Annotated in this window: 24 protein-coding genes; 5 read left to right on the top strand and 19 right to left on the bottom strand. The window is 60.0% G+C overall.

Going from position 1 to position 21,213, the window contains the following annotated elements; genetic code table 11:
• The first annotated feature begins 122 nt into the window (after positions 1-122).
• Positions 123-2,270 (top strand): polyphosphate kinase 1, encoded by a 2,148-nt coding sequence (ppk1, locus tag GJ699_RS31930; RefSeq protein WP_371867732.1) that lies wholly within the window; start codon positions 123-125, stop codon positions 2,268-2,270.
• A gap of 61 nt (positions 2,271-2,331) precedes the next feature.
• Positions 2,332-2,799 carry a phosphohistidine phosphatase SixA gene (sixA, locus tag GJ699_RS31925; protein WP_154383460.1) on the top strand — a complete coding sequence of 156 codons (468 nt, stop codon included), beginning with the start codon at positions 2,332-2,334 and terminating at the stop codon, positions 2,797-2,799.
• A gap of 268 nt (positions 2,800-3,067) precedes the next feature.
• Here the strand turns inward: sixA and GJ699_RS31920 are convergent, their stop codons facing one another.
• The 14 genes from GJ699_RS31920 to GJ699_RS31855 all read right to left on the bottom strand — a co-directional run bounded on the left by GJ699_RS31920 (position 3,068) and on the right by GJ699_RS31855 (position 13,711).
• Positions 3,068-4,177 carry a polyamine ABC transporter substrate-binding protein gene (locus tag GJ699_RS31920; RefSeq protein ID WP_154383459.1) on the bottom strand — a complete coding sequence of 370 codons (1,110 nt, stop codon included), beginning with the start codon at positions 4,175-4,177 and terminating at the stop codon, positions 3,068-3,070.
• A gap of 83 nt (positions 4,178-4,260) precedes the next feature.
• Positions 4,261-5,637: a flagellar filament capping protein FliD gene (gene fliD / locus GJ699_RS31915; protein WP_154383458.1), complete on the bottom strand. Its 1,377-nt coding sequence runs from the start codon at positions 5,635-5,637 to the stop codon at positions 4,261-4,263.
• A gap of 79 nt (positions 5,638-5,716) precedes the next feature.
• A complete protein-coding gene (locus GJ699_RS31910; RefSeq protein ID WP_154383457.1) occupies positions 5,717-6,046 on the bottom strand; it encodes a hypothetical protein in 330 nt (109 codons plus the stop codon).
• A gap of 72 nt (positions 6,047-6,118) precedes the next feature.
• On the bottom strand, positions 6,119-6,367 hold the full coding sequence (locus GJ699_RS31905) for a hypothetical protein (protein WP_154383456.1): 249 nt from the start codon (positions 6,365-6,367) through the stop codon (positions 6,119-6,121).
• A gap of 595 nt (positions 6,368-6,962) precedes the next feature.
• On the bottom strand, positions 6,963-7,268 hold the full coding sequence (locus GJ699_RS31900; RefSeq protein WP_154383455.1) for a hypothetical protein: 306 nt from the start codon (positions 7,266-7,268) through the stop codon (positions 6,963-6,965).
• A 68-nt stretch (positions 7,269-7,336) separates the two neighbouring features.
• On the bottom strand, positions 7,337-7,789 hold the full coding sequence (locus GJ699_RS31895; protein ID WP_154383454.1) for a hypothetical protein: 453 nt from the start codon (positions 7,787-7,789) through the stop codon (positions 7,337-7,339).
• Between the two features lie 179 nt (positions 7,790-7,968).
• Positions 7,969-8,307: an immunity protein Imm33 domain-containing protein gene (locus GJ699_RS31890; protein WP_229262394.1), complete on the bottom strand. Its 339-nt coding sequence runs from the start codon at positions 8,305-8,307 to the stop codon at positions 7,969-7,971.
• Between the two features lie 76 nt (positions 8,308-8,383).
• Positions 8,384-8,716, bottom strand: coding sequence for a hypothetical protein (locus tag GJ699_RS31885; protein WP_154383453.1), 333 nt, complete (start codon positions 8,714-8,716; stop codon positions 8,384-8,386).
• Positions 8,717-9,107: 391 nt separating this feature from the next.
• Positions 9,108-9,656 carry a demethoxyubiquinone hydroxylase family protein gene (locus GJ699_RS31880; protein ID WP_229262393.1) on the bottom strand — a complete coding sequence of 183 codons (549 nt, stop codon included), beginning with the start codon at positions 9,654-9,656 and terminating at the stop codon, positions 9,108-9,110.
• A gap of 250 nt (positions 9,657-9,906) precedes the next feature.
• The gene (locus tag GJ699_RS31875) at positions 9,907-10,530 is read right to left on the bottom strand and encodes a pyridoxamine 5'-phosphate oxidase family protein (RefSeq protein ID WP_371867731.1); all 624 of its coding nucleotides are present in this window, start codon (positions 10,528-10,530) and stop codon (positions 9,907-9,909) included.
• Positions 10,531-10,730: 200 nt separating this feature from the next.
• Complete coding sequence (locus tag GJ699_RS31870) at positions 10,731-11,396, bottom strand: hypothetical protein (protein ID WP_154383451.1); 666 nt, start codon at positions 11,394-11,396, stop codon at positions 10,731-10,733.
• Between the two features lie 80 nt (positions 11,397-11,476).
• Positions 11,477-11,803, bottom strand: a complete 327-nt coding sequence (locus tag GJ699_RS31865) for a hypothetical protein (RefSeq protein ID WP_154383450.1) — start codon at positions 11,801-11,803, stop codon at positions 11,477-11,479.
• A 75-nt stretch (positions 11,804-11,878) separates the two neighbouring features.
• Complete coding sequence (locus tag GJ699_RS31860) at positions 11,879-12,178, bottom strand: hypothetical protein (RefSeq protein WP_154383449.1); 300 nt, start codon at positions 12,176-12,178, stop codon at positions 11,879-11,881.
• Between the two features lie 171 nt (positions 12,179-12,349).
• On the bottom strand, positions 12,350-13,711 hold the full coding sequence (locus GJ699_RS31855; RefSeq protein WP_154383448.1) for a CoA transferase: 1,362 nt from the start codon (positions 13,709-13,711) through the stop codon (positions 12,350-12,352).
• A 94-nt stretch (positions 13,712-13,805) separates the two neighbouring features.
• Here GJ699_RS31855 and GJ699_RS35060 point away from each other — a divergent pair, with 94 nt between their 5' ends.
• Positions 13,806-15,095, top strand: coding sequence for a citrate synthase family protein (locus tag GJ699_RS35060; protein WP_154383447.1), 1,290 nt, complete (start codon positions 13,806-13,808; stop codon positions 15,093-15,095).
• On the opposite strand, the gene GJ699_RS31845 is transcribed toward GJ699_RS35060, so the two are convergent.
• The 3 genes from GJ699_RS31845 to alr form a co-directional block, all read right to left on the bottom strand.
• The gene (locus GJ699_RS31845; RefSeq protein WP_371867727.1) at positions 15,076-15,396 is read right to left on the bottom strand and encodes a PilZ domain-containing protein; all 321 of its coding nucleotides are present in this window, start codon (positions 15,394-15,396) and stop codon (positions 15,076-15,078) included. The two genes, GJ699_RS35060 and GJ699_RS31845, sit on opposite strands and share 20 nt — an antisense overlap.
• Before the next feature lie 63 nt (positions 15,397-15,459).
• A complete protein-coding gene (gene radA / locus GJ699_RS31840) occupies positions 15,460-16,836 on the bottom strand; it encodes a DNA repair protein RadA (protein WP_154383446.1) in 1,377 nt (458 codons plus the stop codon).
• 3 nt (positions 16,837-16,839) lie between these two features.
• The gene (gene alr / locus GJ699_RS31835; RefSeq protein WP_154383445.1) at positions 16,840-17,931 is read right to left on the bottom strand and encodes an alanine racemase; all 1,092 of its coding nucleotides are present in this window, start codon (positions 17,929-17,931) and stop codon (positions 16,840-16,842) included.
• 133 nt (positions 17,932-18,064) lie between these two features.
• Here alr and lplT point away from each other — a divergent pair, with 133 nt between their 5' ends.
• Together lplT and GJ699_RS31825 are read left to right on the top strand one after the other, a co-directional pair.
• A complete protein-coding gene (gene lplT / locus GJ699_RS31830) occupies positions 18,065-19,327 on the top strand; it encodes a lysophospholipid transporter LplT (RefSeq protein ID WP_154383444.1) in 1,263 nt (420 codons plus the stop codon).
• A gap of 2 nt (positions 19,328-19,329) precedes the next feature.
• Entirely contained in the window at positions 19,330-19,539 is a 210-nt protein-coding gene (locus GJ699_RS31825; RefSeq protein ID WP_154383443.1) for a DUF6447 family protein, read from the top strand.
• Positions 19,540-19,549: 10 nt separating this feature from the next.
• On the opposite strand, the gene GJ699_RS31820 is transcribed toward GJ699_RS31825, so the two are convergent.
• The gene (locus tag GJ699_RS31820; protein ID WP_154383442.1) at positions 19,550-20,494 is read right to left on the bottom strand and encodes a DUF1853 family protein; all 945 of its coding nucleotides are present in this window, start codon (positions 20,492-20,494) and stop codon (positions 19,550-19,552) included.
• On the bottom strand, positions 20,487-21,213 hold a 727-nt coding region (locus GJ699_RS31815), incomplete at its 5' end, for a uracil-DNA glycosylase (protein WP_154383441.1). The genes GJ699_RS31820 and GJ699_RS31815, both read right to left, overlap by 8 nt.

Here is a 21,213-nt window from a genome sequence, read left to right as displayed (position 1 = left end):
CCCTCCCTCTGTAAATCCGGGGCATCGTCACTCTGTGTGACATCTGCTTGTCATAATTCGCGGCCATTTATGACAGGATTTGTCACGCCGCTGTCATATTTCTTCTTTACACTGTTGCAATCATTTCTGGCCCAAACACGCTAGAATGGAGACAACAGCAAAGTGATCAAAAAAACATGAAGCCTGACTTGCATGTGGAAGTAAACAAGAACTCGGCCTTCCTCGACCGGGAACTGTCGCAACTGATGTTCAACCGCCGCGTCCTGGCGCAAGCGGAAGATAAAAGCATCCCCTTATTAGAACGGCTGCGTTATCTGTGCATCGCCAGCAGCAACCTCGACGAATTCTTTGAAGTGCGCGTGGCCAGCCTGCTGGCGGCCGGCGCCGCCGACGGCGCGCTGTCCAGCCACCCTGCCCTGGTCGCCACGCTGTCCCGCATCAGCAATGAATGCCACCTGCTGGTGAGCCACCAGTACGAAATCCTCAACAACGAAATCCTGCCCGAGCTGACCGCCAACGGCATCCACCTGGTGCGCCACAACGAGCGCAACGAGGCGCAGCGGGCCTGGGTCAAGGAATACTTCGACACCGAAGTACGGCCGCTGCTGACCCCGATCGGTCTCGACCCGGCCCACCCGTTCCCGCAAGTCGTCAACAAAAGCCTGAATTTCATCGTCCAGCTCAGCGGCAAGGACGCGTTCGGGCGCGGCACCGGCATCGCCATTGTCAAGGCGCCGCGCGTGCTGCCGCGCGTGATCCGGCTACCCGACCATCTATCGAAGAGCGGCGGCATCTCGTTCTGCCTGCTGTCCTCGGTGATCCACGCCCACATCTCCGACCTGTTCGCCGGCCGCGAGGTGATCGGCTACTCGCAGTTCCGCGTCACCCGCGACAGCGATCTGTGGGTCGACGAGGACGAGGTCAAAAACCTGCGCCAGGCCCTCAAGGGCGAGTTGGTCGGCCGCCAGTTCGGCGCCTCGGTGCGGCTGGAAGTGGCCAAGAACTGCCCGCCCGAACTGTCGCAATTCCTGCTCGACCAGTTCGGCCTGCACCACAGCCGGCTGTATGCGGTCAACGGCCCGGTCAACCTGGTGCGGCTGAACGAGATCATGGACCACGTCAACACCGCGGCCCTGCGCTTCCCGCCGTTCTTCCCCGGCCTGGCGCACAAGACCGCCAGCCAGGATATCTTTGCCGCGCTGCGCGAAGGCGACATCCTGCTGCACCACCCGTATCAGTCGTTCCAGACCGTCATCGACTTCATCCGCAGCGCCGCCCACGACCCAAGCGTGGTGGCGATCAAGCAAACCATCTACCGCACCGGCATGAACTCCGACCTGATGGAATCGCTGATCATTGCCGCCCGCGCCGGCAAGGAAGTCACCGTCATCGTCGAACTGAAGGCGCGCTTCGACGAAGAAGCCAATATCAACTGGGCCGACAAGCTGGAACAGGCCGGCGCCCAAGTGGTGTACGGCGTGGTCGGCCTGAAGACCCACGCCAAGGTGGCGCTGGTGATCCGCCGCGAAGAAGGCAAGCTGCGCTACTACGCCCACCTCGGCACCGGCAACTACCACCCCACCACCACCAAGTTCTATACCGACTTCGGACTGCTGACCTGCCACCCCGGTATCAGCCAGGAAGTCAACGAAGTGTTCATCCACCTGACCAGCCTGACCAAGCCGCACCGGCTGTCGCACCTGTGGCTGGCGCCATTCGCGCTGCAGAACGAAATCATCAAGGCGATCCGCAACGAAGCACGCATCGCGCGCGCTGGACGACCGGGGCGGATTATTGTTAAAGTCAATGCGCTGGTGGACGAATCGGTGATCCGCGCGCTGTACGCCGCGTCCAAGGATGGCGTCAAGATCGACCTGATCGTGCGCGGCGCCTGCACCCTGAAGCCGGGCGTGCCGGGACTGTCGGAAAACATCAAGGTACGCTCGGTGATCGGCCGCTTCCTGGAGCACAGCCGGATTTACTACTTCCGCAACGACCTGGCACACGACACCTACCTGGCCAGCGCCGACTGGATGAGCCGCAACCTGTTCCGCCGCATCGAAGTCGCCTTCCCGATCCTGGACAAAGCGCTGAAACGGCGGGTCATGGCCGAGGGCCTGACCCCTTACCTGAAGGACAATATCAACGCCTGGGAACTGGAAGCGGACGGCCACTACCAACGGCGCCGGGCCCGCGCCAAGCAAGCCGGCTTCAGCGCCCAGCAACACCTGATGGACACGCTGGGCACGCCGCAAGGCCATCTGGAATAAACGCGGCGCGCCGGGAGGCGCGTGCGCCGGGATCTGTTTGCAAACTAGTCAGGAGAAAAGCATGGATCTCATTTTATGGCGGCATGCCGAGGCCGAGGATGCCGGACCGGGCATGACCGATCTGGAACGCGCGCTGACCAGCAAGGGCCAGAAGCAGGCGCGTCGCATGGGCCAGTGGCTCAACACCCAGCTGCCGGACAGCTGCCGCATCCTGTCCAGCCCCGCCGTGCGCACGCTGCAGACGGTGGAAGCGCTGGGCCGCAAATTCAAAATCCACACCGACCTGGCGCCCGGCGCCGACCCGGCCGACATCCTGAAAGCCGTCAACTGGCCGGGCAACAAGGACTCGGTGCTGGTGGTCGGCCATCAGCCGACGCTGGGCCAGGTGGCCTCGCTGCTGCTGACCGGCGACGACCTCGAATGGGACATCCGCAAGGCCAGCGCCTGGTGGTTCGCGCAGCGCGATCCGGGCGACGCCATGAGCGTGTATCTGAAAGCCGTCATGGCTGCAGATTTGGTAGTCAAATAGCTTGTAAAGCGATTCGCATCTGCTAAAGTTTAATTGTATCAACTAAGGAGGGGGAGGCCATCATGATGTTCACCTTGCTCACCATGGGGATGTTTGGCGGAATGATCGCCCTGGTTGTTTACGAACTGGTGCAGGAGATGCGTGGCAGTAAACATAAACTCAACGACCGCTATCACGAATAGCAAAGCGCTTCACAGAAGCTTACGGCGCCAGCGGCGTGCCTTATCCGGGCAACGCCACTCGCGCCGTTCAACGTTTACAGCGCTTTTTATACGCCGGTTTTGAACTTGGTAAAGATACGGGTGATATTGCGGCGAATGTCGGCCGGCACCGCTTCCGGCGGCGTCATGCGCTTCTTATCCTCTTCCGACAGGAACACCGTCTTGTTGCCGGCGATATCCTTGCGCACCAGCTTGACGCTGGCCGCGTTCGGGTTGGCGTAAAACACCTTGTTGGTCAGGCTGGCGTGCACTTCCGGACGCATGATGTAATTGATCCACAGATGCGCGTTGTTCGGATGCGGCGCGTCGGCCGGAATCGCCATCGTGTCGAACACCAGCGCGGCCGAGGTTTTCGGCACCAGCACCTCGATCACATTGCCGTTCTTGGCATCGATCGCGCGCTGACGGGCGATATTGATGTCGCCCGACCAGCCCAGCGCCACACACACGCCGCCGTTGGCCATGTCATTGATATAGCCCGACGAGCTGAACAGCGTCACATACGGACGGATCGCCTGCAGCACCTTGGCCGCCTCGGCGTAATCGGCCGCGCTCTTCGAGAACGCCGGCTTGCCGGCGTAGATCAGCGCCGCCGGCAACACTTCCGACGGCGAATCCAGGAAGGAAATGCCGCACGACTTCAGCTTGGACGCGTATTTCGGATTGAACACCAGCTCCCAGGCATTGTCCGGCAGCGGCATGCCGCCCAGCGCGGCCTTGACCTTGTTGACGTTGATGCCGACCGTGGTATAGCCCCACAGCCAGTCGACCAGATAATCGTTGCCCGGATCGATATTGGCCAGCTTGGCCTGGATCGCCGGGTCGAGGTTTTTCAGATTCGGCAGCTTGGACTTGTCCAGCTTGCGCAGCTGCTTGGCATCGATCTGCAGCCGCGCCCATTGCGCGGTCGGCACCACGATATCGTAGCCGGATTTGCCGGCCACCAGCTTGGAGTTCAGGATTTCGTTGTTATCGAACAGGTCATAGCGGACCTTGATACCGGTTTCTTTTTCAAAATTCTTAACCGTATCCTCGGCGATATAGTCCGACCAGTTATAGATATTGAGGACTTTCTCCTCCTGCGCCACGGCCACCTGCGCCGCGCCCACCATCAAACCAGCAGCCAACAACGCCGCACCAACGAACTTCCCTGCCATAGCACCTCCGAAATGGGATTCATCACATAAGCCGTGATGATCGGACATCCATCGCCCGGATGCAAGGAATTCGTATAGAAAACTCAACCTAACATATCGAACAAGGTCCCGGTGCCGCTGCTGGTGCCGTTGATGGCGCTGCCCGAGCCGGTTTCGGACTGGGCGCTGTACAGCGCGGCCAAGGCGGTGGCCTGGGTGGTCATCGCAGCCGTCATCTTGGTCTTTTTGGCGGTCAGCGTGGCGATTTCGTTGGTGGTCTGCGTGGTTTCCTTGGTCAGCACGCTGTTGTCCCCGGTCAGCGCGGCGGCCTTGGCCGACAGCAGATCAGCAATCCCGCTGCCGTCATTGGTGAACAGCTTGGCAATGCTGGCCGAATCCGTGCTCAACGCGGTTTGCAGCTTGCCGTCGTCCAGCACCAGGTTGCCCTTGGCGTCCTGGCTGACGCCGGCCTTGGCCAAGGCCGTGACCGAGACCGAGCCGCCGCCGGTCTTGATCAGCAAGCTCATCTGATTCATGGCTTGCTTGAGCGCGGTGTCCGATTGCAGATCGCCGCTCTGCAGCTTCAGCATCTTGGCGTTGAGGTCGTTGTAGGCGCTGACAAAGGCTTTCAGATTGGCGCCGATCTGACTGCTATCCTGGGTTACCGTGACGTTGCTCTTGCCGGCCGCCGTCAGATTCAGCGTCGCGCCGCTGATGGCGCTGTCCTTGACGGTATTGCTGGCACTGGTGACCTGCTTGCCATCGACCGTCAGGATCGCATCCTGGGCGGCAGCGGTCTGGGTCAGGTTCTGCGTGCCGTCCGGATCGTAGGCCAGCAGATTCTTCACCGACGCATCGCCGCTGACGTTGATACGCATGCTGTTGGCGGCGCCACTCTGGCCGGCGATATTCAAGGTGTACTGGCCATCACTGCCCTTCACCACACTGGCATCCACACCCGCAGTCTTCAGCGCGGCGGCAATGCCGTCCAGCGTATTGTTGCTGCTGTCGATGGTGATGGTCTTGCTGGCGGTACTGCCGGCCTTGAAACCGCCGTCGCCATCGGTGCCAAACTCGATCTTGACGGTGGTGCTGGCGCCGCTGCCGATGGCCGCACTGGCGCTGCTAGACGCGGCGCTGGTCAGGAACTGCCCCTGCGCCAGCTGCTGAACCTCGACCGCATAGGTGCCGGACTTGGCCGAACCGGTCGACGTCGCGCTCAGCACACTGCTGGCCGAGCTGGCAGCGGTGGTGCTGAGGCCATCGCCAGTCAAGCCGGCCGCGATTTGCTGGAAATTCGCCAGCGCGCTTTGCAGCTGGCCGAGCGCGGACAGCTTGGTCTGGTCCGACGTCAGACTGGCATTAAGCTTGTTGGCCGCCGTGGTTTGCGACGACATCACTTGTTCGACGCGGTTGTAAACGTCGGTCGACACCGTGCTCGTGGTGGAGCTGGTGGTGGAACTGATGCTGGAAGTGGCCATAATAAGGGTCCGCCATGTTGATTACTTACCTAGTATGCAACATGAATCATTGCACCAAAGCGGTGAATAAAGGCCGATTCTACCCTCTTACTTCGCGCCGCAGCGCCCACGCCAGGAAAATCGCCGTCGCCGCAGGCGGACAGATTACGTCAACCAGCGTAATCAGCAGCTGGTTTTCAAAGAACGGCAGCGGCCCGGTAATGAACCAGGACGCGATTACGCCGGCAACGCACATCAGCACGCCGCCGATGAAGTAAGGCCTGAAGCGTCGGACTATGCACAACGACAGCACGGTTACGATCACAGACAGCAGCTGCAACATGATCGGCACCAGCACCTCCTCCCCGTGCGCCAGCGCAATCGACGGGAAGACCGATAATAACGATAGGACAGCGAGTTTTCGAGTCATGGAAAAATTAGGCAAGTTATCGTTTATCGTCGTTGTGACGTGCCAAATTCCAGATGGCGTCACCTCCCTGGCTTAGCGCTCAAAGTACTGTACGAGCGCCTGGAGTTCTGGGTGCATCGGCGTGCCCGGCTTAATATCAAATGCCCCGCCATCCATCAGCCCAATGACGCGCAGACAAACCTCCATCTTCTCGCCTTTCCTGAAAAAGTCAGCCACGGTGGCAGCCCCATTATTGCGAACCGCCGCCGTGTAAGTAGATAGCACCGCATCTTTCGCAGCAGGACCACCCGACTGCTCCGCCTCCTTCAACCGCTGCCCCATGTAAGCAACCGAAGCAGCGTAGAACGATGCATTCCGCTATCGCCACTGCGCAGCGTATTCCTGAGGCGGCTGAGGACGCTCCAACAGACCAAAACACTCAACCGCCATGCGCCCCACAATAAAATTGTTGGTCCCGATATAGGCAGACGCCGCATCGCGCGACTCTGTCGCGATTGCACCGCTTAATTCCGCACCGGCAGACAACGGCGACAAGACCAGCGCGAGAAATATCATCAAACGTGAACGAGCCACTCAACGACCTCTTTCCAAAAACGATCCCCCCCAATAAAGCGCCAGAACACCACACCCGACCATCGGTATGACAAAGACTGCAGCTGCGGCCACGAATGACTGGATTCCACATAAAACAATCAGAGCTATGCCTACCAGAGCGCCAAGAATGGCACCACAAACAAACCGCGTAACCTGCTCCGGCTCTTCGACTATGTGATCGTCCTGTATCTTCATGTCGCTCAACGTTTCAAAATAATATGGGGGCAAACGTGATTGCTCAGTGCCGCGAGGAAGTGGACAAGGCCTGCTGCATCGCGTCCGCTTGATTTTAAAATCAGATATTGAGTACGCAAAATGACGCTTACCATTCATGGGCCTTTTGAAGAATGCCAAGTACCGCAGGATTGTCCTTATAGCGCCTACGGACTACGGCCTCGTCTTTTTCGAGCGTCTCGCAGCGGTACTTCTTCATTGCTGCAGCGATCTCCCGCCGACGCGCGGTGTCGTACGATTCCTCACCGGAGAAATGAGCGCATGTGGCGATACGTGCAGCAATGGCAGCCACATCCTTCGGTTGCCCCTTAGTTAGATCCGCCAGCAAATCGGCCTCAGCATGTCCAATTGAAGCCGCCAGGGCCAAAACGATGAGCATAGACAGGCGCAACATTTTGCCTCTAACAGTTGGCATAACCGGAGTGCGTTAGCGCGTCCGCGTTGATGAAGTGGTTAGGCATTTTAGGGTAGTTTAGTTTTCAGGTTGGCCCAGCCCTGAAGGTCATTCCTGCACTCCATAGATAACTCATCCCAGATAACAGCAAGCACAGACAGTACATTTTTTATACGGCGAAGTTTGCGCATTTCGTCGATTGGTAGTGTTCTCCAATCTTGGACTAGTACGGTTGCCTCGACCAATGAAAAACGACGCTCGCTTTCAAACCAATCTAAAACATCCTGCGAATCCCGAACAGGGTGCCCCGCATGCGAACCAAAGCTACGGATTTGGCGCGCGCGAATCATCATTTCAGATTGTTTGAAACTAAAACTAGAACTAGCATGCGTATCGGCCTGTTGCGCGAGCCATGAATAAACAGAAACTGATAGCTGTGCCCACTCACAAGCATCTGCAGAAGCCCCTGAACGAAGACCCGCCGCCTCTGCGAGCCCGTGCCAGTTGAAGTTCGGCTGCATGGGTATCTCACCAGCGAATTGACGCCGAACCCAGACCAATAGTTTGCTGGGATCTGACTTCAAAATGTGTTCAGATGGATTGTTCATGACGCCGAGACCTAACCCAACGCTGGACGTAACCGGACGCTGCAGCCCGAAGCGATGCAGTGGCCCGATTGAGGGAATAGTTGAGCAAATAGCTATTCACTCGCAGTGCTTTCATCAAACCAAACATCTTCATGCCCTGGCGCCAATTGCACACGCCAACCGGGCGCCAGCCCGAGGTAAGGAACGATCAACGCGCAGTAATCTTCAATATGCGCAATATGGAGCGGTAAAAAGAAATCACCAGCGGCGGAATACTCGCCACCCCAAATGTACCAACCCGACACCCCGTCCAGCGGCTTGACCCTAAGTGCATTCAAAGGAAGCTCAGACAAGGTCGCAAGCGCAATCCCGACCTTCTCCATTTGATCGTAAGCCACGAAGGCAGCGTCAAAACGATGGCAAGTCTCTTGTTGTACGGCGAAGTCACTCATGTGGTCCAACGCGTGTGATAAACGGCGGCTGGAGCGCGCAGCGCGTAAGCCGTCCGGTTGCTTGAAAGATTAGACTTCATTTCGGCCACCCAGCGTCAACGCGCTCGCAAACCACACCGCTTGCAAAGAAACCACCATCCCACAGTTCGAATTCGACTCCGGGCTTTACCACTGAGGAGAACAGGTCAGGCGCGATCACGACACAACGAACGCGTACAGACTCCCCGGCATGAAAGGTATGTGCTTTATCGACCCACATCCCCACGGTATTCAGACCATCAACGCCAGCCATTTGCATTGGCACGCGACGATGAAGCGATTCGTCAAACAGAAACCAACGACGACGATCGACCCCGTGTCCTCGGAAATGGAAGGACAGATCTGCAGTGAATTGAGGAGTCGGCAGCATGTACGGTCTAACGATTCAGAGTAGCCGGCGGACTTTAACGCGTCCGGGTTGATTGTCTGGTTGGGCTTTGGCGGCGCGTTCCTCAGTGCGTTGTGCAGAATTACGCACTGTGAGCGTAGCGTCGGCTTCCGACGCCGAAGGCAAAGTGCGCTCGGTTCGAATCGTGTGCCAAGCACCACAATTAGGATCGGGGCAGCCACACATCGTCGTCGTAACGGGATGATTTGTCCCGTTACGCTTTTGAATGGCGTTGGTACGCTCTTCACTCTTGATCGTATCAATCACCGCCGCGCGCCGCATGAACTTCCCAACCATTACAGCTCCCCTCCTATCTCTCAACCCGGTTATTCAGCGGCGCCGGCAGGCGCTCACTGGAATTGATTGTTATGCATTATAGGCGCATGCCGAGCCATATAACGACCTCTGTAGATCCAGCTACGAAAGGAGTTAGAACCTTAGGCCAAAATTGATCATGTTTGATATACGCTGCAGATTGTTCGTGATGTAGCCTTTCCTCTTCGACTATGGAGGAAATTGCCTCATAGGCGGCAGAATCTATATCGCGGAGCAAAATAAGTTGTTCCTCCAAATGCCCCAGTACGACACGCTCGACTGTGACGGTTGTTGCAGCGATGGCCCGACTACCGAAAAAACCAGTGACAAGTCCCAAGAAAAAACCACCAATCCCGCACAGGAAGTAGCTCTTGCAGCGAGGCCTCTCACGGCGTTGCAACTCGGACCAGAAAATCGCGCGATGCTTTTCTTCGTGAGACTTAAACTCCCTCAACTCGTCGAGCATGTCCGACGCCGTGATACGGGCCGCAAAAATTTGACCGCGATAAATGTTCACTGCCCCGTTTTCACCGGCATGGTTAACCTTCAGAACGCGATTGGCGTAATCGGAAGCGGAAAGCAAAGATACCGTCATATCAAAAGGCATAATGTTTGACTGAAGCGGACCGCCGTCGGCGCGTCGGCCTGAAGGAAGGGTTAGGCTGCCTGGTCATCAATTGGCTCCAGCAGATCAATTGCACTTTTGGCGCGTCCGTCGTTTCCAATACCCTTTTTCCGGGACGAATGAGCTGCCAAGGTCAATTAGTGACTCCATTGCTGCTCATTGAGCCCATGGCATCACACAAAATGCCGCGACAAATCGGCACTAAGTGCACGAATCAGCGACGCTGCCGAGATCAATAAAGAGTTGTGGATAAACGCCGGGGCAAATCGGCATCATATTTGGGGCCATCAATTTCGTCATTACTCAAATCCCCCAGGATTGTTCCAGGGCTCGGCAAATCTCCACGATCCCGATGCTTGGACGGGTCCCAGAGATGCGAACGCAGTATCGCGCGTGAGCACTGGAAAAACACCGCGTTGACTTTCACGACCAATACGGAAAGCGGCGGTTTGCCGTCGATACTGAAGGTTGACAGCAAATCCGGATCGACTTGAATCGATGCAGTACCGTTGACCCGCAACGTTTCCCCAATCCCGGGTATCAAAAAGATGAGAGAGACCCGGGAATCATGCAGGACATTCCGCAGACTGTCGATTCGATTGTTCCCGCGACGATCGGGAAGGAGCAAGGTGAATTCGTCGTGGACCCGGACAAAACCAGCGGGGTCACCTCGGGGCGACACATCGAGACCGTCCGATCCGCTTGTTGCCAGGAGGGCAAACGGCGCCGCCTCGATGAATTTTCGATAGTGCGGATGAATGTATGCCACTTCTTTTTTTATCGACGCTGCGGCAGGCGTTCCGTAAATCCCTTCAAGCGTCGCGATATCCGAAACGATTTGGCTGTCAAGCTGGATCAAGCTCTACTCCCTATGCTGATTGATGGGCTCTTGCGGTCACAAGAGAACCTCCGGCGATCGCCCCTAATGGCTGCTTGGATATCGATTTTACCCGAGCACATCTTCATTGAGCACGGCATAACACCCAGCTTAACCGGCAAAAATGCAAAGCATTTTTTGTCCGCGTTGAACCTACCGTTAGGCCTTGCAGGGTTTCTTCATCTTGGGTACACACTATCCAGTGCGTCTCTCCGTCGGGCGGTGTGTGGACTCCTGCTGGCGTAGGCCTCCAACGTAGGCTCTGCTTCCCACTTCAGCTTGCCCGCCAGCGTTTGAAAGCCCTCGCTGCCGGATGAGTTTGCAATACTCAAAGCGATGCCAAGCTGGCGGGGTGTGGTCCAACCGTGCGCAAGCGCAGTCTCGATGGTTGGTTTCATCATGCGCGCCCAAGCCTTGTTCTGAACCGTCTTTGCATCTTCTGAGGACAAAAATGCCGACATGCCTTGGCGCCACCACTTCTGCGAAAAGCAGCCCCAACCCGTATCGTCTCCAGACTTTCCTGTAGGTCGACAGCCAGAGGAATACTTTGCAATCATCTCTTTTGTGGGTTTGGCAAAGAAGCGCTGCGTGTTCATCTCGCGATAGAGATTGGAGAGGCCGCCAACGGCAAAATGTGCAATCCCAACCGTGCCGCCATCGAGAGGGAGAAGATCGGTGTAGGTCTTCGACTTCCCGTCTCTGGCGATGACTCGCTGTAAGATGGTGGCAGGGACGTCCGACGACATCACTTCGGTGTATGAACTGAATGCAGTGGGCTGCGCTGAGGCAGTCATGCTGACTGCAAGGCTCAAACACAGGGCTGCGAGCGGTGGATAGGTGTTCATGGGTAACCTCTCAGTCGAGGGGACACGGATCGGATGGCGCCTAGGGCGCGTGCGTGGGTAGTGCGAGGCTTAACGTGCCACTAACCGGCGCGCATAGCGCGTCCGGTTGAGTTGAATGTTAGAAAACACTTGCAACACCAAACAAATAGCGCACCAGAAGCAAGCGCCCCAAAACCAAGAAACGCGAGATAGCCAAGAGCCTGCTGCCCATTGAGCGCGGGGCCAACACCAATAACGAGGGCGGCGAGAAGAACTGAAACTCCACCGCCAACGACCGCACCGACCGGGAAAGCCAGTGCAATCAAAAACGGATGTGTCAGGTGGAAAACGCGCGCCGTTGTAAAAACGGCCGCGCCCAACGCCACAGTGACGATGAGAATAAGAGCGAATGAGTAGAGCGGTCCCATGGATTCTAACGTGTATGCTCAGCGGCGTGCGGAAGCGGGCAACGCCCGTGGTAGCACGGCCGCTGGAGCTTATGGTTATGCACGAGACTCAAACTCATGAGCGGCCTCTCTAGCCCTAAAAGCGACGCTTTCATACTGAGAATCGAGAAGTTCATACACCAACTTCCTCTCAACTTCAGAAGGACTGTCACCTAGCAGATAGGCTAAGTTCTCAAGCCGGTTCTCTGGCCACTGACGCCAGCAGTTGAGTACGGAAGACAAAATTCCATCGATATTTTTATCAATAATTTCTCGCGCTTCCGACGACAGCACGTCGCCCCAGTAATTGTCGTCCGGGCGGTCCAGTAGCTCTACCAATTGATTCAGGTCATTCATACGGAAAACGCATAACAAAAATTAGGCACCCTAAATGTCGCTTAACATCCCGCCAGAAAACTACTTTCTGGCGAGACAGCGACGAGAAATTCCCATGTTATTAAATAGTTACTTGAATTTATCACACCCTAATCAAGAACACAAAGTCCCCCGGTCATCGCATAGGAGGTGCTACCAACTGGCGGTGGCGCTGCCTAGGCTGGAGGCGGGACGCGGCCAGTGCATGGGCGTACCTTCGATGATTGCTGGCGAGCGATAGCGGCGGGCTGGTCCCCATTCGGTTTGTTCCAGTTGCGGCGCGTAGTCTGCGTCGCTCGTGGCGGCCAAGGCTGGGGCGGGCCTTGCCGCTGGCGCGTCGATCAGCAGCTTTGCGGTTCGGGCTAAGGACAGGCGGGCTTGCAGGGTGCGGCCTTGGTTCACGCGGGCGATCAGGGCGCGGACGACGGCGGCGGCGATCAGGTAGCCGGTGGCGTGGTCGAGGGCTTGGACTGGCAACGGGACGGGTTTGTCGGCGCCCTGCTGTTGCATGCCGTGGTGGGCGATGCCGCTGCTCATTTGGACCAGGCTGTCGAAACCGCGCCGGCCGAACCAGGGGCCGGTCCAGCCGTAGGCATTGAGGGCGACGTCGATCAGTGTGGGGTTGAGTTGGCGGCGGTATTGTTCGCCGTAGCCGAGGCGCTCCAGTGCGGCTGGGCGGTAGCCGTGGACCAGGATGTCGGCTTGGGCTAAAAGGCTTTCGAAGATGGCGCGGTCTTCGGGGCGCGTCAGGTCGAGGCGCGCGCAGCGTTTGCCCAATGTCACTTCGGGGATGACGCCTGGTTCGCTCCAAGTGGGCGGGTCGATGCGCAGGACGTCGGCACCGTAGCCGGCGAGGAAGCGGGTTGCTACCGGGCCTGCCAGTACGCGGGTCAGGTCGAGGACTTTGAGGCCGGCCAGTGGGCGGTCGCTGGTCCATGCCCACGGACGTGCGACGGCAAGGCTGGTTTCGCTGAATGCGATCAGGGGCTCGTTGGCGACGCTTTGGCCTTGTGGGTGCGTGTTCCATTCGGCCATGGAGCGCATCATGGCTGCGCAGCCGCTTTGGGCGATGATGGCGTCTTCCAGTTCTTGTCCGCGCCACGCGGACACGGCTTGGGCGACGGCTTCGCGTTCGGCGGCGCAGCCAAGCACGGCCAACGCGGCGGTGCGGTGATGTGGGGCGTTGGTGTGCAGGCGTATCCAGCCGTCGGCGGTGGCGTAGTCGCCGGCGACGGCGTCCCATAGCGGAGGGCGTTCCCAGCCGACGGGGTGGATCGACCAGCTGAACCACATGGAGGCTAGTCGCTGGTCGACTGTTACCGATGCTGGTGCGCCGCCTTGGGCGGTGATCAGTTCGCGCACGGCCAGCGCAGCGGCGGCGACCGAGGCGGCGGCCAGGCCGGTGGTGGGGAAGTAGGATGGCAGTTCGCCTTCGCCGGTCCAGCGTACGGCGTCGATGGCGGTGATTGGCAGGTCGAGCGCGCTCCAGGCGGCGCGCAGCAGGCGGTCAGACATGGTGGCTCCAACTAAGTTATGCTTGCCCGCAGCTTAGGACTGCTGGTCCGTAAGCGTCAATCTTGACTTGATGTGTCAACATAGGAAGCTGGTTATGGTCTGGATGACTGCCGCTGAGGCGCTGGATGTGTTGAATGTTCGTCCGCAGACGTTGTATGCCAATGTGAGCCGGGGGAAGATTCGGGCGCGGCCGGATGAGGTCGATCCACGGCGCAGTTTGTATCATCGGGATGATGTGTTGCGCATGGCGCGGCGGGCGAATGGGCGGCGCAAGGTGGAGATTGTCTCCAGTGAGGCGATGCAGTATGGCGATCCGGTGCTGCCGTCTTCGATTTCGACGATTGCGGATGGGCGGTTGCTGTATCGCGGGTATGATGCGGCTTTGTTGGCCGAGCGCGCTAGCTTGGAAGAGATTGCGGTGTTGTTGTGGCAGTGTGAGGCGGCGGAGGTTTGGCCGGGCGCACGGCTGGCCGTCAGGGAGGATGGTGGTGATAGCAAGGCCGGCGGCAACGGCGCGATCGGCGGCGGGGACGTCAGCGATCGCGGTGGCGCTCTCGGTCGCGGCGGCGACGGCGACGGCAGCGGCGGCGCGCACGGCGATGGCTCTGCGCTGGCGGCCGGGCTGCTTGCCCTCGCCCGCCGCAGCGCGGTGGATGCGGCTTCGTTGGGCCGGTCGCCGGCGGAGTTGCGTGCGGAGGCGGCGCAAGTGCTGGTCACGCTGGTCGGCGCCATGACTGGCACGCCAGATGGCGGCGGCGAGGCGATCCACTTGCGGCTGGCGCACGCCTGGCATGCCGAGCCGCATGCGGATCTGATCCGCCGTGCACTGGTGCTGATGGCGGATAACGAACTCAACGCCTCCACCTTCGCCACCCGCGTCGCCATTTCGACTGGCGCTTCGCTGGCGGCCGGCGTGCTGGCTGGCTTCACTACGCTGACCGGCCCGCTGCATGGCGGCGCGGCCAAGGAGTTCGCGCAGTTGGTGACGCAGGCACAAGAAAGCAGCGCGGACGAGGCGGTGCGCGCCTGGCTGGCCAGCGGCAAGCCCCTGCCCGCCTTCGGCCATCCGCTCTACAGCGCGGGTGACCCGCGCGCGCAAGCGCTAATCAAACTGCTACCAAAAATTCAATTATATGAAGCGCTAACCGCGAGCGCGGCACAGCACGCGGGCGAATTGCCCAATTGTGATTACGCGTTGTCGCTGCTGACCACCGCCTGCGGCCTGCCGGACGATGCGCCGTTTATGCTGTTTGCCATCGGTCGTTGCGTCGGCTGGCTCGCGCACGCTTTGGAGCAGGTGCAAGCCAACCGTCTGATCCGGCCGCGCGCCCGTTACACCGGGCCGGCGCCGCTCAACGCAGGCATCAACGCAGAAATTTATTGATAGTGGCCATGGTGGCCAGATCCGGATTCATGAACTGGAAGCCGATTTTGAAGTGATCGCCACTGAAAATACAGTAGTTCACCCGCGAACGGCAGCTCAGTATCTGCGCCCTGCCCTCGACAAACAACTCAAACGACACCATTCCGATATCGCCCGTCGCCAGCTTGTGGTCAAACGTGAGCGACAAGCCACTCGCGCTGATGTCCAGCGTGCGCCCCTGCAGTGGCGGCATGCCATCCATCACCACCACCGCCTTGGAACGCACGATTTTACGCGCACCTGACCTTTGATCGACTAACACTTTCCTATCCCTCTAGTTACGTTATTGCCATTATTAATGATTACAACACGTAACAATACAACGTTATTGGATTTCGCGCAGCTTATTGAAGGCATCATCGATACGATCAACACCAATAATCGTCATGCCTTCAATCGGTTGCTTGGGCGCGTTGGCGGTCGGGATCATCGCCACCGAGAAGCCCAATTTGGCCGCTTCGCGCAGCCGTTCCTGCCCACGTGGCGCCGGCCGGATCTCGCCCGCCAGGCCAACTTCGCCAAACACCACGAAGCCGCTCGGCAGCGCCTTGTTGCGCATGGATGAGTTAATTGCCAACAGCACCGCCAGATCGACCGCCGGTTCGCTGATCTTGACGCCGCCCACAGCGTTGATGAACACGTCCTGGTCAAACGCCGCGATGCCGGCGTGGCGGTGCAGCACCGCCAGCAGCATCGCCAGCCGGTTCTGCTCCAGACCGACCGACAGCCGGCGCGCGTTGGGCAGATGGCTGGCGTCGACCAGCGCCTGGATTTCCACCAGCAGCGGCCGCGTGCCCTCCTGCGTCACCATCACACAGGAACCAGGCACTTGGTTATCGTGCTGCGACAGGAACAGCGCCGATGGATTCGATACGCCCTTCAGGCCCTTCTCGGTCATCGCAAACACGCCCAGCTCGTTGACCGCGCCGAAACGGTTCTTGATCGCCCGCACCAGACGGAAGCTGGAATGGTTGTCGCCCTCGAAGTACAGCACGGTATCGACAATGTGCTCCAGCACGCGCGGCCCGGCCAGCGCGCCCTCTTTGGTAACGTGGCCGACCAGGATGATGGTAACGCCGGTCTGCTTGGCGGCTCGGGTCAGCTGCGCCGCGCACTCGCGCACCTGCGCCACCGAGCCCGGCGCCGAACTTAGTGCGTCCGAATACAGCGTCTGAATCGAATCGATGACCGCCACTTCCGGCTTCAGATCGGCCAGCGTGCCGAGAATTTTCTCCAGCTGAATTTCCGCCTGCAACTTGAGCTCGCGCGCATCGATATTCAAGCGCTTGGCGCGCAGCGCGATCTGCGCCCCCGACTCCTCGCCGGACACGTACAGCACCTTCTTCATATGCGACACATTGGCCAACGCCTGCAACAGCAAGGTCGATTTACCGATGCCCGGATCGCCGCCGATCAGCACCACGCCACCCGCCACCAGGCCGCCGCCCAGCACGCGGTCGAATTCCTCGATGCCGGTGCCGAAGCGCGGCACGTCGATCGCATCGATATCGGCCAACGACAGCACCGGCGCGGTCTGCGCCAGCGACATATGCGCCGGCTGCGAGTAGCGGTTATTGCCGCCGGTCTCGATCACCGTCTCCACCATGCTATTCCACTGCTGGCAGGCGGCGCACTGGCCGGTCCACTTGGTGGCGGTGGCGCCGCACTCGTTGCAGGTGTAATTGGTCTTCGCCTTCGCCATCGATCAGCCCTCCACCACCGGCACGCGTGGCGCCAGCGCGCACATCAGCTCATAGCCGATGGTGCCGGCTTGCTCCGCCACCTCGTCGATCGGCAAGCCACGGCCCCACAGCACCACCGGGCTGCCGATGCGCGCCTGCGGCAGATCGGTCAGATCCACGGTCAGCATATCCATCGAGACCCGTCCCACCAGACGAGTGCGCACGCCATCCACCAGCACCGGCGTGCCCAGCGGCGCCACGCGCGGATAGCCATCGGCATAGCCGCACGCGACCACGCCAACCCGCATCTGGCCTTCGGCGCGGAAGCGGCTGCCGTAGCCGACCAGCTCGCCGGCGGCAATGTCCTGCACGCCGATGATTTCGCTACTCAGCGTCATGGTCGCTTGCAGGCCGAATTCCTCGGCGCTGCCGCCGCCCGGCGTGCCGCCGTACAGCATGATGCCGGGACGAATCCAGTCGTTCTTCAGTTCCTGATGCAGCAGCACACCGGCCGAATTCGACAGGCTGCGCGCGCCCGGCAAGCCGGCCGTGCCGCGCTCGAAGCGGCGGATCTGCTCGCGGATCGGCAGCAGCGGATGGTCAACATCGTCGGCATTGGCGAAGTGGGTCATCATGGTGATGCTGCCGACGCAGCGGATCGCGCTCAGGCGCGCATGGGCGGCGGCAAACGCGTCCGGCATGAAGCCGAGGCGGTTCATGCCGGTATTCATTTTCAGATGCAGGTCGAAACGGATGCCGCGCGCGGCCAGCTGATCCTGCGCCGCCTCCAGCCATTCCAGCTGCTGGTTGCAATGCACCGCCGCCTGCAACTCGTAGCCGGCCATGGTGTGCAGGTCGGCCGGACCGAAGAAACCCTCCAATAACAGGATCGGCTTCTTCCAGCCCATTTCGCGCAGCTTGACGGCGTTGTCGAACTCGATCAACGCCAGCCCGTCGGCATCGGCAAAGCCGCGCATCGCGCGTTCCAGACCGTGGCCGTAACCATGGGCTTTGACCACGCCCCACGCCTTGGCGCCGGGCGACTTTGCCTTGGCCACCGCCAGATTATGTTTCATCGAATCGACGTGAATAGTTGCTAAGATCGGCCGTGGCATGGGTCTCATTTCTGCGGAATAAATCAAGGCGCTATTCTACCAAGAGCCACCCCCGCCGCCCTGCTCAATTCTTGGGGATACGAACAAAGCATGGTATAAAGCAAGCCAGATAAGTTTTCAGGCATATCCCAGAATGAATCGTGGTTTCTACACCATCATGGCAGCGCAGTTCTTTTCGTCCTTGGCGGACATCTCGCTGCTTTTTGTCGCGATCGACTTGCTGGCGACGATGAACTCTCCAGGATGGTTAACCCCGCTCCTGAAGCTGTCATTTATCCTCTTTTACGTGCTGTTGGCGCCATTTGTCGGCGCTTTTGCCGATTCGATGCCTAAAGGCAAGGTCATGTTCATCTCCAACCTGATCAAGGTTGCGGGTTGTCTGCTGATTTTTGCCCACGTCCATCCGCTGCTGGCCTACGCCGTGGTCGGTTTTGGCGCGGCGGTATATTCGCCGGCCAAATATGGCATCCTCACCGAATTACTGCCAGCCGAAAAACTGGTGGCCGCCAATGGCTGGGTCGAAGGCTTGACCGTGATTTCAATTATTCTCGGCACCGTGCTGGGTGGCGCGCTGGTCGGCACCCGCGTGTCGTCGGCGCTGCTGAGCATTGACGTGCCAATGATCGATACCGGCATCAACAGCCCGGTGCAAGCCGCGCTGTGCGTGGTGGTCGGCATTTATGCGGTGGCGGCACTGTTCAATACGCGGATTCCGGACACCGGCTGCGTGTACGGTCATCAGCAGCACAATCCCGCCAAGCTGATCGGCGAATTCGCCAATTGCAACAGCATGCTGTGGAAGGACAAGCTGGGCCAGATTTCGCTGGGCGTGACCACGCTGTTCTGGGGCGCGGCGCAAACGCTGCAATTCATCGTGCTGGAATGGGCTAGCCGCTCGCTGCATCTGAGCTATGAAAAGTCGACCAGCCTGGTGGGCGTGGTGGCGATTGGCGTGGCGCTGGGCGCGGTGATGTCGGCGCGCTTTATTTCGCTGCGCAAGTCGCTGAGCGTGATCCCGGTCGGCATCGCCATGGGTGTGGTGGTGATGAGCGTGACGCTGATCCACTCGGTGCCGCTGGCGTATCCGATGCTGATCGTGGTCGGCCTGATGGGCGGCTTCTTCCTGGTGCCAATGAACGCGCTGCTGCAACACCGCGGCCACGTGCTGATGAGCGCAGGTCACTCGATCGCGGTGCAGAACTTCAACGAGAACCTGTCGATTCTGACCATGCTGGCGGTGTACTCGCTGATGCTGCGCGCGCATATGAATCTGAATCTGATTATTCTGGCGTTTGGCCTGTTCCTGGCCGGCACCATGTTGTACATCCTGCGCAAACACAAGGCCAACCAGCGCGAGTTTGACTCGGTGGCGCTGATTGGCGAGGCCAAGCACTAAACATGAGCACCAAGGACACCGTCAATATCAACGGCATCGACTACTTCCTGGCGGAGTTGTCGGAAGCGGCGCAGCGCGAACTGTCGATGCTGCAGGCGACCGACGCCAAACTGGTGGAATTGCAGCGCGATGTGGCGATTCACCAGACTGCGCGCAATGCCTACGCCAAGGCGCTGGCGGACCTGTTGCCTGCCGCACCGCTGCGGCACTGACAGCAACGCGCTAGGCTGGCAGCACGCCCTCGTGGCGGCGCTGCGCGGCTTGTGCGCGCCAGCCATCCGGCACTACGAAGCCCCTGCTTTCTTCCACCAGCCATTCTCCTTTTTCCACTAGCGCGGCGATCATTACCGGCGTGGTTTGCGTCGCCAGCGTGGCGAGCAAGGCGTTGCGGTCGATGCCGTCCGCTGCGGGTGCTTTGAGCGGCGCCAGCCATTGCAGGCGCGGCATGATGGCGTAGCGCTGCTCCGGCAGTGTTGCGGCGGCCTGTTCCTGCGTCATCCAGAAACCGTGGCAGTGTTGAGGCGAGATGCCAGGCATGTCCGGCGCGGCGCCCGGATAGAACAGCCAGCCTTTCACCAGTGCTTGCGCGCGGCTGACCGGCATCGGCAGCAGTGCCTGAGCGGCCGGATGATCGGCCAGCGTCAGTTGCTTATCGAAGATTTTGCGCATTTTGACGCCCAGCGTGTCGGCCAGATTGGGGCCGATCAGGCCGTTGAAATCGGCGGCCGGGCTGTCGAGAAGATAGAACTTGGTGGCGAATTCAATGTGGGTCAGGCCGTTGCCGTTGTGGAGCAGGAAGTCGAATTCGCCGACGGTATCGGTGCGGTCGGCGCGGACTTGCAGGCCGTGGGCGTAAAGCTGGCCGTGTTCCGCAAAGTAGAACGCCATCAGCTTCTCGGCGTACAGGCCGAGACGGGTGTAGTGGCGGCTGCCGAGGGCGACGTCCAGGCGGGATTGATCGCGTTCCAGCGCGTGCAGCCAGTCGACGGTGGCTGGCGTCAGCGCGCCGAGGGTGGCGATGCGGTTTTGCCAGTGCGGCGCGGCGGGGTCCAGCAGATCCGGCGCGTCCAGCAGCCAGGCCAACGCGCGCACGTGCGGGTTGGCCAGCTGCGGCCAGCGCTGCTCAAACTGGGCTTGATAGCTGGCGCCGGACGTGGGGTCAGGCATGGCTGGCTTTCGCCAGGCACAGGTCGGCCCAGGCTTTGGCCTTGTCTTCCGGTTTGCGCAGCAGATCGTCCGGGTGATAGGTCGCCACCACCGGCAGCTGGTTGGCGCCGTAGTGCATCACCTTGCCGCGCGCGGCTGGCCCCATCATCAATCCCTTGGCGGCGAACTGGCCGAAGGTCATGGCCATGGTGGCGCCGGTCAGCGCCAGCTCGCGCTCCAGGAACGGACGGCAGGCGATGACTTCGTCGGCGCTCGGCGAACGGTCGACCGGACGGCATTTGACCAGCGTGGCGACATACACCTCGCTATCCGGTTTGAGCTCGATCGCTTTCAGCATATTGTTCAGCAGCTGGCCGGCTTCGGCGGTGACTGGCTCGCCGGCCTCCTCGTCCTGTTGCGACGGCGCGGTGGCGATAGCGATCCAGCTGGCGCGCTCGGCGCCACGGCCGTTGACGGCGGCGCGGCGGGTTTCGCACAGCGTGCAGCGGGTGCAGGTAGAAACGGCGGCGCGCAGTGCGTCCCAATCCATTTGTGCGATGGCCTCGTCGCTGACCGGCTCCGGGCGTACCGGAGCGACGGCTGGCGGTGGCATTGGCGCATCGTCGAACCATGCGGTCGATTCGTCTTCCAGCGGCGCCAGGTCCAGCGGCGCGGCCGGGCGGGACGATGGGCGCGATGCCGGCCCCTGACCGCCCTGCGGCGACGGACGCGCGGGAGCA

The sequence above is a fragment of the Duganella guangzhouensis genome (assembly GCF_009674535.1).
In the GTDB taxonomy this organism is placed as follows: Bacteria; Pseudomonadota; Gammaproteobacteria; order Burkholderiales; family Burkholderiaceae_D; genus Rugamonas; species Rugamonas guangzhouensis.
Note: the sequence above shows the minus strand (reverse complement) of the source record. Positions and strands in the feature narration are given on the sequence as shown.

What these genes read in the sequence shown, in the direction of transcription:
- GJ699_RS31870 (WP_154383451.1), bottom strand. Translation starts at nt 11,396, where the DNA reads ATGAACACCTATCCACCGCTCGCAGCCCTGTGTTTGAGCCTTGCAGTC.
- GJ699_RS31905 (WP_154383456.1), bottom strand. Translation starts at nt 6,367, where the DNA reads ATGGGGCAGCGGTTGAAGGAGGCGGAGCAGTCGGGTGGTCCTGCTGCG.
- GJ699_RS31890 (WP_229262394.1), bottom strand. Translation starts at nt 8,307, where the DNA reads ATGAGTGACTTCGCCGTACAACAAGAGACTTGCCATCGTTTTGACGCT.
- GJ699_RS31900 (WP_154383455.1), bottom strand. Translation starts at nt 7,268, where the DNA reads ATGTTGCGCCTGTCTATGCTCATCGTTTTGGCCCTGGCGGCTTCAATT.
- radA (WP_154383446.1), bottom strand. Translation starts at nt 16,836, where the DNA reads ATGGCGAAGGCGAAGACCAATTACACCTGCAACGAGTGCGGCGCCACC.
- lplT (WP_154383444.1), top strand. Translation starts at nt 18,065, where the DNA reads ATGAATCGTGGTTTCTACACCATCATGGCAGCGCAGTTCTTTTCGTCC.
- GJ699_RS31820 (WP_154383442.1), bottom strand. Translation starts at nt 20,494, where the DNA reads ATGCCTGACCCCACGTCCGGCGCCAGCTATCAAGCCCAGTTTGAGCAG.
- fliD (WP_154383458.1), bottom strand. Translation starts at nt 5,637, where the DNA reads ATGGCCACTTCCAGCATCAGTTCCACCACCAGCTCCACCACGAGCACG.
- GJ699_RS31825 (WP_154383443.1), top strand. Translation starts at nt 19,330, where the DNA reads ATGAGCACCAAGGACACCGTCAATATCAACGGCATCGACTACTTCCTG.
- GJ699_RS31910 (WP_154383457.1), bottom strand. Translation starts at nt 6,046, where the DNA reads ATGACTCGAAAACTCGCTGTCCTATCGTTATTATCGGTCTTCCCGTCG.
- GJ699_RS31865 (WP_154383450.1), bottom strand. Translation starts at nt 11,803, where the DNA reads ATGGGACCGCTCTACTCATTCGCTCTTATTCTCATCGTCACTGTGGCG.
- GJ699_RS31880 (WP_229262393.1), bottom strand. Translation starts at nt 9,656, where the DNA reads ATGCCTTTTGATATGACGGTATCTTTGCTTTCCGCTTCCGATTACGCC.
- GJ699_RS35060 (WP_154383447.1), top strand. Translation starts at nt 13,806, where the DNA reads ATGGTCTGGATGACTGCCGCTGAGGCGCTGGATGTGTTGAATGTTCGT.
- alr (WP_154383445.1), bottom strand. Translation starts at nt 17,931, where the DNA reads ATGCCACGGCCGATCTTAGCAACTATTCACGTCGATTCGATGAAACAT.
- GJ699_RS31855 (WP_154383448.1), bottom strand. Translation starts at nt 13,711, where the DNA reads ATGTCTGACCGCCTGCTGCGCGCCGCCTGGAGCGCGCTCGACCTGCCA.
- GJ699_RS31895 (WP_154383454.1), bottom strand. Translation starts at nt 7,789, where the DNA reads ATGCAGCCGAACTTCAACTGGCACGGGCTCGCAGAGGCGGCGGGTCTT.
- sixA (WP_154383460.1), top strand. Translation starts at nt 2,332, where the DNA reads ATGGATCTCATTTTATGGCGGCATGCCGAGGCCGAGGATGCCGGACCG.
- GJ699_RS31885 (WP_154383453.1), bottom strand. Translation starts at nt 8,716, where the DNA reads ATGCTGCCGACTCCTCAATTCACTGCAGATCTGTCCTTCCATTTCCGA.
- GJ699_RS31920 (WP_154383459.1), bottom strand. Translation starts at nt 4,177, where the DNA reads ATGGCAGGGAAGTTCGTTGGTGCGGCGTTGTTGGCTGCTGGTTTGATG.
- GJ699_RS31860 (WP_154383449.1), bottom strand. Translation starts at nt 12,178, where the DNA reads ATGAATGACCTGAATCAATTGGTAGAGCTACTGGACCGCCCGGACGAC.